This is a genomic window from Mycobacterium sp. P7213, assembly GCF_900604305.1.
Taxonomy (GTDB): Bacteria; Actinomycetota; Actinomycetes; order Mycobacteriales; family Mycobacteriaceae; genus Mycobacterium.
Window position 1 is genome coordinate 1 of the sequence record NZ_UWOA01000077.1, and the last position, 13,289, is coordinate 13,289.

12 protein-coding genes and 2 pseudogenes are annotated in these 13,289 nt (G+C 66.9%); 8 read left to right on the forward strand and 6 right to left on the reverse strand.

The genetic code is table 11. The features are described 5' to 3' along the window. Nucleotides 1–104 precede the first annotated feature (104 nt). Nucleotides 105–1,058 (forward strand): annotated as a pseudogene (locus EJK91_RS20395) (IS481 family transposase); the annotation flags it as partial. Nucleotides 1,059–1,061: 3 nt separating this feature from the next. Here the strand turns inward: EJK91_RS20395 and EJK91_RS20400 are convergent. After that, nucleotides 1,062–1,256, reverse strand: a pseudogene (locus EJK91_RS20400) (pyridoxamine 5'-phosphate oxidase family protein); the annotation flags it as partial. Between the two features lie 53 nt (nt 1,257–1,309). On the opposite strand from EJK91_RS20400, the gene EJK91_RS20405 reads away from it, so the two are divergent. Both EJK91_RS20405 and EJK91_RS20410 read left to right on the forward strand, forming a co-directional pair. Beyond that, on the forward strand, nt 1,310–1,696 hold the full coding sequence (locus EJK91_RS20405; protein WP_125079821.1) for a MerR family transcriptional regulator: 387 nt from the start codon (nt 1,310–1,312) through the stop codon (nt 1,694–1,696). Nucleotides 1,697–1,968: 272 nt separating this feature from the next. Further along, nucleotides 1,969–2,694 (forward strand): hypothetical protein, encoded by a 726-nt coding sequence (locus tag EJK91_RS20410; RefSeq protein ID WP_125079822.1) that lies wholly within the window; start codon nt 1,969–1,971, stop codon nt 2,692–2,694. A gap of 9 nt (nt 2,695–2,703) precedes the next feature. Here EJK91_RS20410 and EJK91_RS20415 read toward each other — a convergent pair whose 3' ends face one another. Further along, nucleotides 2,704–3,537, reverse strand: a complete 834-nt coding sequence (locus EJK91_RS20415; protein WP_024443134.1) for a class I SAM-dependent methyltransferase — start codon at nt 3,535–3,537, stop codon at nt 2,704–2,706. Between the two features lie 86 nt (nt 3,538–3,623). Between EJK91_RS20415 and EJK91_RS20420 the strand changes: the two genes are divergently transcribed. After that, entirely contained in the window at nt 3,624–4,421 is a 798-nt protein-coding gene (locus EJK91_RS20420) for an enoyl-CoA hydratase/isomerase family protein (RefSeq protein ID WP_046300123.1), read from the forward strand. 138 nt (nt 4,422–4,559) lie between these two features. Beyond that, nucleotides 4,560–5,090, forward strand: coding sequence for a DUF488 domain-containing protein (locus EJK91_RS20425; protein ID WP_046300122.1), 531 nt, complete (start codon nt 4,560–4,562; stop codon nt 5,088–5,090). A gap of 6 nt (nt 5,091–5,096) precedes the next feature. Here the strand turns inward: EJK91_RS20425 and EJK91_RS20430 are convergent, their stop codons facing one another. Next, complete coding sequence (locus EJK91_RS20430; RefSeq protein ID WP_024443131.1) at nt 5,097–5,306, reverse strand: hypothetical protein; 210 nt, start codon at nt 5,304–5,306, stop codon at nt 5,097–5,099. Between the two features lie 90 nt (nt 5,307–5,396). Here EJK91_RS20430 and EJK91_RS20435 point away from each other — a divergent pair, with 90 nt between their 5' ends. The 3 genes from EJK91_RS20435 to EJK91_RS20445 all read left to right on the forward strand — a co-directional run bounded on the left by EJK91_RS20435 (nt 5,397) and on the right by EJK91_RS20445 (nt 8,616). After that, nucleotides 5,397–5,834 (forward strand): nitroreductase family deazaflavin-dependent oxidoreductase, encoded by a 438-nt coding sequence (locus tag EJK91_RS20435; protein ID WP_024443130.1) that lies wholly within the window; start codon nt 5,397–5,399, stop codon nt 5,832–5,834. Between the two features lie 40 nt (nt 5,835–5,874). Next, on the forward strand, nt 5,875–7,185 hold the full coding sequence (gene ilvA / locus EJK91_RS20440) for a threonine ammonia-lyase IlvA (protein WP_046300141.1): 1,311 nt from the start codon (nt 5,875–5,877) through the stop codon (nt 7,183–7,185). 81 nt (nt 7,186–7,266) lie between these two features. Next, on the forward strand, nt 7,267–8,616 hold the full coding sequence (locus EJK91_RS20445) for a threonine/serine ThrE exporter family protein (protein WP_046300140.1): 1,350 nt from the start codon (nt 7,267–7,269) through the stop codon (nt 8,614–8,616). A 1-nt stretch (nt 8,617) separates the two neighbouring features. Here the strand turns inward: EJK91_RS20445 and glgX are convergent, their stop codons facing one another. The 3 genes from glgX to EJK91_RS20460 all read right to left on the reverse strand — a co-directional run. Beyond that, on the reverse strand, nt 8,618–10,786 hold the full coding sequence (glgX, locus tag EJK91_RS20450) for a glycogen debranching protein GlgX (RefSeq protein ID WP_125079823.1): 2,169 nt from the start codon (nt 10,784–10,786) through the stop codon (nt 8,618–8,620). 50 nt (nt 10,787–10,836) lie between these two features. Beyond that, on the reverse strand, nt 10,837–13,047 hold the full coding sequence (locus EJK91_RS20455) for an acyltransferase family protein (RefSeq protein ID WP_024443126.1): 2,211 nt from the start codon (nt 13,045–13,047) through the stop codon (nt 10,837–10,839). A 71-nt stretch (nt 13,048–13,118) separates the two neighbouring features. Beyond that, nucleotides 13,119–13,289: NlpC/P60 family protein (locus EJK91_RS20460; protein ID WP_164518047.1), on the reverse strand; the 171-nt coding region annotated here is incomplete at its 5' end.

The window sequence follows — 13,289 nt, forward strand, 5'->3', positions numbered from 1 at the left end:
TGTAATGGCCAGGGACGTTGTGAACGGCGTGGTGCGCGGAAGTAGGTGAGGACCTCCGGTATCGGTGTGGTTACCACACGCACGCCGATCACCAGGAGGTCCTCGTGTCCCACGCTAATGCTTCGCTGACTCCGAAGGGGCGATTGAAACTCGCCAGGCTGATCGTCGATGACGGGTGGCCGATCCGACGGGCCGCTGAGCGGTTCCAGTGCTCATCGGCGACGGCGAAGAAGTGGGCTGACCGTTACCGCATCGGTGGTGCTGAGGCGATGTTCGACCGGTCCAGCCGCCCGCACCACAGCCCCAACCAACTACCGGTGCGTCGGGAGCGTCGGATCGTCAAGCTGCGCTGCACGCGCCGCTGGGGTCCCGACCGTCTAGCCGCGCACTTGCACGTGCCGCGTTCGACGGTGCAGGCGGTGCTCAAGCGCTACAAGATGCCCCTGCTGCGGCATCTGGACCAGGCCACGGGCTTGCCGGTGCGCCGCCCGAAGCCGAACCGCTACGAGCACGCGGCGCCGGGCGATCTGGTGCATGTGGACATCAAAAAGCTCGGCCGCATCCCTGACGGCGGCGGGCACCGCAAGCTCGGCCGGCAAGCCGGGCGCAGAACCCGCAGCGCGATGGGGTACGCCTACCTGCACCACGCGGTCGATGACCACAGTCGATTGGCTTACTCCGAAGAACTCGATGACGAACGCAAGGAGACCGCCGCTGCGTTCTGGCGCAACGCCAACGCCTTCTTCGCCGAACATGGCATCGTCGTCCGGCGCGTCCTCACTGACAACGGATCATGTTACCGCTCAAAGTGTTTCGCCCACGCATTGGGCGAAGACATTGCGCATAAGAGGACCCGGCCGTATCGGCCGCAGACCAATGGCAAGGTGGAACGCTTTAATCGCACCTTGACCGCCGAGTGGGCTTACGCCCACACCTACCGGTCCAACACCGCCCGCGCAGCGACTTATCAAGACTGGCTGCATCACTACAATTACCACCGACCCCACACCGGCATCGGAGGCAAGACCCCCATCGAACGCCTACGCGTTCACAACCTGCCCGTCAAGAACAGTCAACTCCACCTCCGGGCGCGCGGTCAGTCTTCGCGTCTTGGGACCGATCTTGGTCCGGAACAACACGGTGCCGTCATCGAGCGCGAACCATATCGGGGTGTCCACGGGCGTGCCGTCGCGGCGAAAGGTGCGCAGCAGCGCGTAGCGGGTGTGGCGTAGCTCGTCGGTTGATTGCGGGTGCATACCACCAGGGAACAACTTAAAGTTGACTTCAAGTCAAGTCCCCGGAGGTGTGGGTGCCCGATCCGTTGACCATCGGCGAGGTGGCGAACCGCAGCGGCGTCGCTGCCAGCACCTTGCGCTACTACGAGCGGATCGGCTTGCTGGCTGCCCCATATCGGGTCGGGGGTCAACGCCGCTATGACGCTGCGGCGCTGGCCCGGCTCGACGTGATCGGACTGTGCAAGGCTGCGGGGTTCACGCTCGAGGAGATTCAGCTGCTCTTCGCCGACGACGCACCCGGGCGTCCGGCGAGCACTGCGCTGGCCCGGGCGAAACTTGCCGAGATCGACGCTCGGCTGGAGTCGCTGCGGCGGGCCCGTGCAGTCATCGAGTGGGGAATGCGGTGCACTTGTCCGTCCATCGATGCGTGCACCTGTGGAATTCATCCGCTGAAAGTCTGAATCTCAACGTAACGGTGAGATCTGTTTCCTATAACAACATCGCATAACTGGTGTAACGTCTGAAACTCCTCGCACAACATGTGCGGCCTCGGGGGGAGGTAGAGAGCGTTGAGAGCTGCGCGGAGCCGGTTCCGGCGGGCGCGCTATCGCAAAAAATTGAACTTTACCCAAGAGTACTATTAGCATAGGATATCAATGTTGTTACACAGGCGTAACATCAGACGCCTGTTGATTCACAGCAATATATGAGCTTGAACAACACGGAGGCAGTCATGTGGGTTTCGCGTCGTCTTCTCAACCTGCTGGGGATGGGCGCTGCCGCCGCGTTCGCCGCGCTGGTGATTCCGGGGTCCGCCGCCAACGCGGCGGGGGACCCGTTCCTGGACGGCGGGCCGTATGAGACCTGTAACGGTGCGGTCTGCATGGTGATGGGGGACATCCTCGACGGTGGCTGGACATACCAGGGCGTCCGCCCGTTCATCACCGACTGGAAGGGCGACCAGCCCTACACCATCACCTACACCGACGGCGACAACACGCTCGACGCCGGGACGTACAACATCAAGATCGAGGACTACTGGAACTCGTTCTTCTCCACCCGGGCCTACCAGTTCGGTGACTTCGTCGCCAACCCGACCCTGCCCGCCGACTTCGACCTGAGCAGCCTGGGCAACTTCGGATACCTGTCCGGCTCCTCGATCTACGAGGTCAACATCGGTGACTTCACCAACCTGACGATCAACGGCGTGGGACCGCACGACCTGAACTACTGGGTCATGTCGGCCGGCGACCTCGGTTACACCGTGGTGACCGACCCGATCAACTTCGCATCGGCGGCCTACGTCACGATCGGCGACGACGACCCGCTGTTCTTGTGGAACAGCCTGTTCCACTCGTGGATCCCCGAGGTGCCGGACTACCTTGTTCCGAACGACCCGTTCGCCAGTCTCGACTTCGACCCGTCGCAGTACCTCGGTGACGCCTGGGCCGGCTTCTAACCCCTCGGCTCAGAACTTGTAGCGCAGCACCCGGGCCTTGCCGGCCACCGATTTGAAGCGGCCGGCGAGCCGGGTGATTCTGCGAGCCGGGCCCGGAAACGAATCGACCTCGGCTGCGTGCGCCAAGCAGGCCTGTTCGACCAGGCGCAGCCGAGGGTCCCACCGCTGCGGGGTGCGCGGGTCGGTGAAGCCGGGATTGGCCCAGACGTGGCGCAGCACGGTGAACATTCCCCGCGGCGCCAGCTTCATGCCCAGCCAGCTGAACGGCCCGACCCGGCCGTAGTCGTTGAACGCCAACTCGCCGGTCCCGAGATGGTCGATGGCGTGCGCGATCAGCGCAATGACCTGTGCCTCGGTGAGAAAAGCGAACAGTCCGTCGGCGATCACCATGGTGGGTCGACCGGTCGGGACACTGTCCGTCCAGTCCGTCCCGGTCAGATCGGCGGCGATGAGGTGCTCGCCGGGCTGAGCCGGCACCACCTTCTCGCGCAGCGCGATCACGCGCGGCAGATCGATGCTGTACCAGTCGACGCCCGCCGGCGGTTTCACCCGGGCCAACGGCTCGTTGAGCCCGGCGCCGAGGTCGACCACCACCGCATCGGGGTGCGCAGCCGCGTACCCGCGGACGCGCTCGTCGAGCATCTTGGCGCGGAGGGCAGTTTGGCGCACCACGCTCGCCGGAATGCGGAATGCCGGGAAGTCGTAATCGATCTGGCCGACCACGCGCTCGGAGAACTCGTCACCAAGGATCGGTACGGGAGCGCGACAGTCCAGTGCACGGGCGTACGCGGTGAGGAAGGCGGTCTGCTCGACCAGGCTGAACTCGGTGACGGCAATCGACATGGGCTCACCGTAAGCGATGTCGGCGGTAGCGGCCCGTAACGGCAATCCCGCGCCTAGGCCGCGGCGGCGCCACTAACGTCGACGCCATGGAAGGCGCCACGGAAACTCTGCCGGCAACGACCATCGCGGTCGCAGCCGACGGTGCGCTCGGTTCCATCACGTTGAGTCGTCCGGACAAGCTCAACCCGCTGAGCACGGTGACGCTCAACGAGTTGGTGGCGGCGGCCCGCTGGTTCGACGCCCGCCCCGCGGTGAAAGTCGTGGTGGTGGCCGGCAGCGGCCGGGCGTTCTCTGCCGGCGCCGACCTGGGCGCGTTCGTCGCCGCCGGCGGTGGAACCGCAGCCCTGCGGGACGCCGCCGACGCCGGGCGGCGGATGGCCGATGCCATCGAAGCCATGCGGGCGGTGACGGTGGCGCGGCTGCACGGCCACTGTGTGGGCGGCGGCGTCGTGCTGGCCGCGGCGTGCGATCTGCGGGTGGCCGCCGAGGACACCCGATTCTCGATTCCGGAAGTCGACCTGGGAATTCCGCTGGCCTGGGGCGGTATCCCGCGACTGGTCCGCGAGATCGGGCCGGCGCTCACCAAGGAACTCGTCTTGACCTGCCGCCCGTTCGACGCCGCCGAGGCCAAGGCGATCGGTTTTCTCAACCGGGTGGTACCCGAGGCAGACCTCGGCGCGGCGGTCGACGAACTGGTAGGCCAGCTGGTCAACAAATCCGCGCTCACGCTGGGCGGCACCAAACGTCAGGTCAACGCGGTGACCGACGGCATGGTGGGGACCACACGCAGCTGGAACGACGCCGACGCACTGGTCACCGCGGTGCACGATCCCGAGTCGCAGGCATCGGCGATGGCATATCTGGAACGAGTCAGTCGCCGCTGAGACGACCGTGAGCAGGAGGAACAGATGACGCAGACATCGCTGGCGGCCACCTTATGCACCGTCGGCGATACGCAGACGCTGGCGTAGAGGCTTTCGATCTCCTCGGCGTCTTTCAGACAGGAGAACGCTACGCCGCCAATGGTTTTCACCTTCGGCCACGGCACCGCGGACCGGGCCGAGATCACCGCGCTGCTGACAGGTGCCGGTGTGCAAGGCCTCATCGACGTACGCAGCGCCCCGGGAAGCCGGCGCAACCCGGACTCCGCGCGCGAGGAGATGCAGCGTTGGCTGCCGGCAGCCGGTATCGGCTATCGGTGGGAGCCACGACTGGGCGGCTGGCGGCGGACCAAGGGGGAGAGCCCCGACGTCGGGTTGCGCAATGACTCGTTTCGGTCCTACGCGGGCTACATGCGCAGCGAGGACTTCCGGGCCGGAATCGATGAGTTGCTGGCCGAAGCGGCGGATCAACAGGTTGCGGTGATGTGCGCCGAGACCGTCTGGTGGAGATGTCATCGCAGGCTGATCGCCGACTACCTCACCCTGGTCCGCGGAACCGAGGTACGGCACCTGATGCACGACGGCAAGCTGCGCGACCACCGGCCGACCGCCGAAGCACGCGTAGCCGGCGCGGTGCTGATCTATGACGGCCCGGCTGCCGAACCCGAATAGCCGCGGTCAGCGCCGCGAGGGGTGTCGCGAACCCAAGACGACCCACACCGCGCTGCAGGCGCCCGCAGCGGTCAGAACCGCGGCCGCGGCGCTGGAGGTCACGGCACCGACGATCAGCAGGGTGACCAAGCCGATGGCCAGCGCGACCAACTTGTAGGCCGGCCACGGCACACCGGCGATGGGCACGTGCTGCCCGAAGCGCTGGGCGGTGGTCATGGATTTAACGGTACGCGATAATCAATTGTTAGGCCAGCCGAAATCTGCTCGCCGGATTGTTATGTCGTGACACGGTATTACGCTGGCTGCATGCCTCTGAGCGGAGAATATGCACCCAGCCCGTTGGATTGGTCACGCGAGAACGCCGAGAAGTACATGGAGTCCGGTGGCACCGAGGGCATCGAGATGAAGGGCAAACCGGTCGTGCTGTTGACCACGGTCGGCGCCAAAACCGGCAAGCTGCGCAAGGTCCCGCTGATGCGGGTGGAACACAACGGTCAGTACGCGATTGTCGCGTCGCTGGGCGGCGCCCCGCAGAACCCGGTCTGGTACTACAACGTCGCGGCGAACCCGCGTGTCGAGCTGCAAGACGGACCCGTCAGCGGCGACTACGACGCCCGCGAGGTATTCGGCGAGGAAAAGGCGCAGTGGTGGGAACGCGCGGTCGACGCGTTCCCCTATTACGCCGAGTATCAGGAGAAGACCGATCGTCAGATCCCGGTGTTCGTCCTGACCCCGGTGGGCTGAACCCCCTGCTGGGTGACACCATATTGCGGTGTCCGCCGAACTGCGCCAGAACCGAAGTGGCTCCCATCCCGGCCCCGCACAGGGCCCGTCGAAGGGCCCGTTGACCGCGGCCGACATTGACGCGGCGGCCAAGCGAATCGCCGGCGTGGTGGCGCCCACCCCGCTGCAGTACAGCGACCGGCTCTCCGCGCAGACCGGCGCCAACGTCTATCTCAAGCGGGAAGACCTGCAGTCGGTGCGCTCCTACAAGCTGCGGGGCGCTTACAACCTGCTGGTCCAGCTCAGCGACGCCGAGCTCGCGGCAGGTGTGGTGTGCTCGTCGGCCGGTAATCACGCGCAGGGATTCGCCTACGCCTGCCGATCGCTCGGGGTCCACGGCCGGGTCTATGTGCCGGCCAAGACACCGAAGCAGAAGCGCGACCGCATCCGCTACCACGGCGGCGAGTTCATCGAGCTGATCGTCGGCGGCGCGACCTACGACCTGGCCGCGGAGGCGGCATTGGCCGATGTCGCCCGCACCGGTGCGACGCTGGTGCCGCCCTACGACGACCTGCGGACTATGGCGGGCCAGGGCACCATCGCGGTGGAACTGCTCGACCAGCTCGACACCGAGCCGGACCTGGTAGTGGTGCCGGTCGGCGGTGGCGGCTGCATCTCGGGCATCACCACCTATCTGGCCGAGCGGACCACCAGGAGTGCCGTGCTGGGCGTCGAGCCGGCCGGGGCCGCATCGATGATGGCCGCGTTGGCGGCAGGGGAGCTGGTGAGCCTCGACCACGTCGACCAGTTCGTCGACGGTGCCGCTGTCCGGCGCGCCGGGGCTCTGCCGTTTGCGGTGCTGTCCGGGGCCGGCGACATGGTGTCGGTGACCACCGTCGACGAAGGTGCGGTGTGCACCGCGATGCTCGACCTGTACCAGAACGAGGGGATCATCGCCGAGCCGGCGGGCGCCCTGTCGGTGGCCGCGCTGCTGGAGGTCGACTCCGGCATGCTGGCCCCGGGGTCCACGGTGGTGTGCCTGATCTCCGGCGGCAACAACGACGTGTCCCGCTACGGCGAGATCCTGGAGCGCTCGCTGGTGCACCTGGGCCTCAAGCACTACTTCCTGGTCGACTTCCCGCAGGAACCGGGCGCTTTGCGGCGCTTCCTCGACGAGGTTCTCGGGCCCGGCGACGACGTCACGCTGTTCGAGTACGTCAAGCGCAATAACCGCGAGACCGGCGAGGCCCTGGTCGGTGTGCAACTGGGCTCGGCTGCCGACCTCGAGGGACTGCTGGACCGCATGCGTACCTCGGAGATCCACGTCGAGCCACTGGAACCCGGCTCGCCCGCCTACCGCTACCTGCTGTAGCAGCGCGGATTCAGCGCAGCAGGTGAGCTCCGGGCACCGAACGGGTAGCCGACCGTGATGGTGTCATCGGAGACAATGCGCATGGATGAAACCGACGTCCGCCGGGTGCTCGATATCGCCCTGCGATTCGGGCAGCTGCTGCTGGGATCACAGGCCGGAACCGCCGACGTCGCCTCAAGCATGTTGGCCATCGCCACCGCCTACGGACTGCCGCAGACCCAGGTGGACATCATGGCCAACTCGATCCGGGTCTCAGTGCCCCGCGGGGTGCCGGGCGCCCCGGTCACCGCGATGTATCTGGTGCAGTCGCGCTCACTGGACTACACGCGGCTGCAGCTGGCCACCGATCTGGCCGAGCACGTGGTGAACACGACGCCGGATCCCGAGTGGGTGCAACAGCAGCTGGACATCGTGACCCGGGCCGATCACCCCTATCCCCGCTGGGTGGCCACCGCCGGTTGGGCGGTGATGGCCGGCGGCTTCGCCGTACTGATCGGTGCCGGGCCGCTGGTCGCGCTGATATCTGCGGTCACCACCGCCCTGATCGACCGGATCGGCCGCGTGCTCAACGGCTGGCAACTGCCACTGCTCTTCCAGCAGGTCGTCGCCGCCGCCGTGGCCACCGGGGTCGCCATCGGCCTGCACGCCGTCGGCTGGCTGCCGGCCGGCACCCCGGTATCACCGGTGGTGGCCGCCAACATCGTGGTGCTGTTATCCGGGCTGGCCACCGTAGGTTCGGTGCAGGATGCCATCACCGGCTACCAACTCACGGCTGTCTCGAGGGGGATGGACATCCTGCTCTTGTCGGTCGGAATCCTGGTCGGCGTCTCGATCGCGGTGCAGATCGGCGGGGTTTTCGGAGCGCAAGTCCGGGTGAGCCCAGAGATGCCGGTGGCAGCACTGAGCGTGCCGGTCTATCTACTGGCGGGCGCCACCGGCGCGGCCGCCGCTGCGATTGCGGGCTATGCGCAGCTCAAGGCGGCACTGGCGGCCGGCCTTGCCGGGGCGACCGCCACGCTGCTGTTCTTCGGGCTGCAACTGCTGCAGACCAACGCGATCGTGAGCTCGTTCGCGGCCGCCGCGGCGACCGGGCTGGTCGGCACCCTGCTGGCGCCCCGGCTTCGGGTCACGCCGTTGGTCATCATCATGGCGGGCATCATCCCGCTGGTTCCCGGGCTGACCCTGTTCCGGGGCTTCGTACAACTGGTCAACGGGCAACCCAACGCCGGAGCCTCACTCGGGATGGCGGCCGGGCTGGCGCTGGCGCTCGGCGCCGGTGCGGTGTTGGGGCCGCTGCTGGCGCCCTCGGTGCGACGCGAACTCAGCCGCTATCACCTGCGCGGGCGCGCAGCGGCGACGCGTCGCATCCGCAGCCCCTACCGCATCCCACAGTTGGCCGGTATCCGCTATTTCGGGCGCCGGGCGGCCTAGCTCACCGGCTCTTGCACAAGATGGTCAGCGAACGTCCCGTCACCGTCACGGCCTGGCCGGCGTCGACCACCAACTCAGTTCTGCCTGCCGGGTCCGCGGTGTCGATCACCGCGGTCCAGACCTGCGCGTAGTCGGTATTGGGGGTCACGAATTCGACCGGTGTCTCACTGGCGTTGAAGCACAGCAGAAAGGAGTCGTCGATGATCCGCTGCCCGCGCAGATCCGGCTCCGGCAGTGCCTCGCCGTTGAGGAAAACCATGACGCACCTGCCGAATTCGCTGCCCCAATCCTGCTGGGTCATCTCTTGGCCGGCCGGGGTCAACCAGGCGATGTCATGCACCTCGTCGCCGCCGCAGAGCGGTCTGCCCTCGAAGAACCGGCGCCGCCGGAACACCGGGTGCGCGGTGCGCAACGCGGTCATGGCCCGGGTGAACGCGAGTTGGTCGGCGTTGCGTTCGGCCAAGGTCCAGTCCATCCAGGACAGCTCGGAGTCCTGGCAGTAGACATTGTTGTTGCCGCGCTGGGAGCGGCCCATCTCGTCGCCGTGCAAGATCATCGGGGTGCCCTGGCTGATCAGCAGGGTGGCCATGATGTTGCGGGCCTGGTGGGCCCGCAACGCCAGGATCGCGGGGTCGTCGGTCGGGCCCTCCACACCGCAGTTCCACGACCGGTTGTAACTCTCGCCGTCCCGGTTGTCCTCGCCGTTGGCTTCGTTGTGTTTCTCGTTGTAAGACACCAGATCCGCCAAAGTGAAACCGTCGTGGCAGGTGACGAAGTTGATACTCGCGCTGGGACGCCGCCCGGTCGCCTCGTAGAGGTCCGAGGAGCCGGTCAGGCGAGAGGCGAACTCACCGAGGGTTTCCGGCTCGCCGCGCCAGTAGTCACGCACCGTGTCGCGGTACTTGCCGTTCCATTCCGTCCACAGCCCGGGGAAGTTGCCCACCTGGTAGCCGCCCTCGCCGACGTCCCAGGGCTCGGCGATCAGCTTCACCTGGCTGACCACCGGGTCCTGTTGCACCAGGTCGAAGAAGGCCGACAGCCGATCGACGTCATGCAACTCCCGGGCCAGCGTGGAGGCCAGGTCGAAGCGGAAACCGTCGACGTGCATCTCAGTCACCCAGTAGCGCAACGAGTCCATGATCAGCTGCAGGGTGTGGGGGTGACGGGCGTTGAGGCTGTTGCCGGTGCCGGTGTAGTCGGTGTAGTGCCGCAGGTCGTCCTCGTCGAGCCGGTAGTAAGCGGCGTTGTCGATTCCGCGGAAGTTCAGCGTCGGGCCGAGGTGGTTGCCTTCGGCGGTGTGGTTGTAGACCACATCGAGGATCACCTCGATGCCGGCCTGGTGGAACGCGCGCACCATGGCTTTGAACTCTGCCACCGCACCGCCGGCCTGGCGGTTGGCCGCGTACTCGTTGTGCGGCGCGAAGAAGCCGAAGGTGTTGTACCCCCAGTAGTTTCGCAGCCCCAGCTGCAGCAGCCGCTGATCGTGCAGGAACTGGTGGACCGGCATCAGCTCGATGGCCGTGGCGTTCAGCGACTTGAGGTGGTCGATGATCACCGGATGCGCCAGCCCGGCATAAGTGCCGCGCAGCTCGGCCGGAATGCCCGGATGGGTCGCGGTCATACCCTTGACATGCGCCTCGTAGATGAGCGTCTGGTGGTACGGCGTGCGCGGTGACCGGTCGGCCGCCCAGTCGAAGTAGGGGTTGATCACCACGCTGGTCATGGTGTGACCCAGCGAGTCGAGCGCGGCGGGCGCAGCGCCGTTGTCGGGATCGGCCAGGTCGTAGGAGAACAGTTCTGGACCGAACTCGAAGGCGCCGTGAAAGGCCTTGCCGTACGGGTCCAGCAGCAGCTTGCTGGGATCGCAGCGCTGGCCCGCGGCGGGGTTGAACGGTCCGTGCACCCGGAAGCCGTAGTGCTGGCCGGGCCCGACGCCGGGCAGGTAGGCATGCCAGACGTAGCCGTCCACCTCATCGAGACCGATCCGGGTCTCGGTGTGGTCGCTGTCGTCGATCAGGCAGAGTTCCACACGCTCGGCCACTTCGGAGAACACCGCGAAGTTGGTGCCGGCCCCGTCGTATACCGCGCCCAGCGGATAACTGTTTCCGGGCCAGACCGTGGGCGCGGACGGCTCCGGTGTGGGCTCTGGGCCCGACTCAGCCGACGACACCGCTTGACCTTATCCGCTTTTCCGGCATTCGCCGCCGAGCATGGCCGGGTTCACCACCAGCCGGTGGCGGCGCCCATCTGACGTCCGAGTTCTCCGGTCATGGTGCGCATGTAGGTTGCCGACAGGTGGTGAGAGTCGTGATAGATCAGCACATTCCCCTCGACCGCGCGGCAGATCTCTTTGTCGCAGACCGCGTCGGACAGGTCTAACGGCTTGAGCAGCGGGAATTTCTTGACGAAGTCCAGGGTGGGGTTGCGCTCGACAAGCACTTCAGAGCGTTTGATGCCGCAGGACTCCGCGTCGCCGCCGGAGGCCAGGCAGTCCGCGGGCTGGAACGGGTCGCCGTCACGCACCAGCCACGGGGTGTCGCGGACCCCCAGGATGGGGATGTTGTTGTCCGACAGCTGCTTCCAGATCCCGATGTAGGTTCCCGGCATCACGTCGCCCGGTTTGATGTTCCACGGCCGGGTGGCGGTGGTGAACACGAAGTCCGGGCGGTCGGCGATCAGTTTTTCCATCGTCTTGCCCACCCACTGGTAGCACTGCGGGTAGGGGGCGTTGTTGCCCATGATCAGCGGGACCTTCTCGGTGGACAGCGGGCAGCCCATCTTGAGGTAGGTCACCACCTTGAAGTGGTGCCGCTGGCCGAGGATGTCCAGCGCAGGCAGCCAGTGTTCAGCGTGCGACCCGCCGGCCAGCGCGACAGTCCGGGTCGCCTCGTGGTCGCCGTAGGTGCAGTTGATCAGGTCCGGGTTGGTGAAGTTGCTGATGCAGCCTTCCCGGGTGGACACCGGCAGGTCCTTCTTGGCCTCCAGGATGGTCGGCCGCATCCGGAGTTTGGGGACCCGCTTGTGCTTGAGCAGCGCGCGGGCGCCGGGGTAGTCGTCCTTGCTCAGCTTGACCAGCTCGGTCCCGCTGGCGCGTTGCACGGTGACATGTTCGCGCCAGGAGAATGACGTCGCCGTCAGCGCCACCCCCAGCAACACCACGGTCGAGCCCAACACCGACGTCGGACGTCGCCACCAGCCGGCCGTGGGCTTGCGCCACCGCGGGCGCAGCACCGGCGCGGCGGGCTGGCCGGCCGGCTTGCGGGAGCGCAGCGGATCTTCGACGAATCGGGTGGTCAGGTAGGCCAGTACGCCGGAGACCGCCAGGATCACCGCGCCGTCCAGCAGGCTTGCGTGCCGGTGCCCGCTGTAGGACAGCCAGAAGATCAGCAACGGCCAGTGCCACAGGTACAACGAGTAGGCCATCGAGCCGAGGGTGACCAGCGGCGCCGCCGCCAGCCACCGGTTGGGCCACGGCAGTTTCGCACTGGTGCTCGGGAGGGCTTGCCGGTTGGCCCCGGCCAGGATGAACGCCACCGTGGCTCCGACCGGCACCAGCGCCCACGGTCCGGGGAACTCCCGCACGCCCTCGATGAGGGCCCCGCAGCTCAGGATGGCCGCCAGCGCCACCGTGCCGACGGCGGTCCGCAGCCACATCGGCCAGCGGATGTAGGGGACCAGCGCGCCGACCAGCGCGCCGATCAACAGCTCCCAGGCGCGGGCGAAGCTGTTGTAGTAGGCCAGTGACTGATTGGCCTGGTGCGCGACGATCGCATACCAGAAAGAGGCCACCGTCAGCGCCGTGAGCAGCACGACGAACGCGACCCGAAGGTGCTTGCCGAGTATGCGCCGGAGCAGGAAGGCGAGGCCGAAGACCAGCAGCAGGAAGCTCAGGTAGAACTGGCCCTGTACCGACATCGACCAGATGTGCTGCAGGGGGCTGACGGCCTCACCGGCCTGCAGGTAGTCGGCGGCGCTGCGGGCCAGCTCCCAGTTCTGGTAGTAGCCGAGGCTGGCCAGGCTCTGGTCGGCGAACGTCTCCCAGCGGGTCTGCGGCTGGATCAAGATCGTCAGCAGCGCGCAGGCGGCCAGCACCACCACCAGTGCGGGCAGCAGGCGGCGGACCAGCCGGCTCAGGTCGGGGAGCGGTGACAGTGACGAGGCCGGGTTCAGCGCGACCCGCAGCAGCTTGCCGCCGAAGAAGAAGCCCGAGAGCGCCAGGAAGACGTCGACCCCGCCGGAGACTCGCCCGAACCAGACATGGAACACCGCCACCAACGCGATCGCGACGCCCCGCAGACCGTCCAGATCGTGGCGGTAAAAGCCCTCCTTGCGGGTGCCCATCACGGTGGCCGACCCGCGGGTCGGAACCGAGCCGGATGCGGGCTCTGCAACAGGTGTTACTGCCGGTCGAGGCGGGGACAGGGCAATCATGATCGCCCGACAATCTACCTAACCTGCCTGGAGAAACCGCATTCTGCGCGTTGTGACGTCGGCCGAGTCGGTCAGGAGCCGATCACTCGGGTCAGGTAGGGGACCATGTTGGAGGTGCGCGCCGGCGAGACCGCGACCGCGGGGCTGGTGCCCTCGATCATCTGGTTGTTGCCCAGGTAGAGGGCAACGCTCTGCGTCCCGCCCGGGCCGTAGCACAGCAGATCACCGGGGCGGGCCTGGGC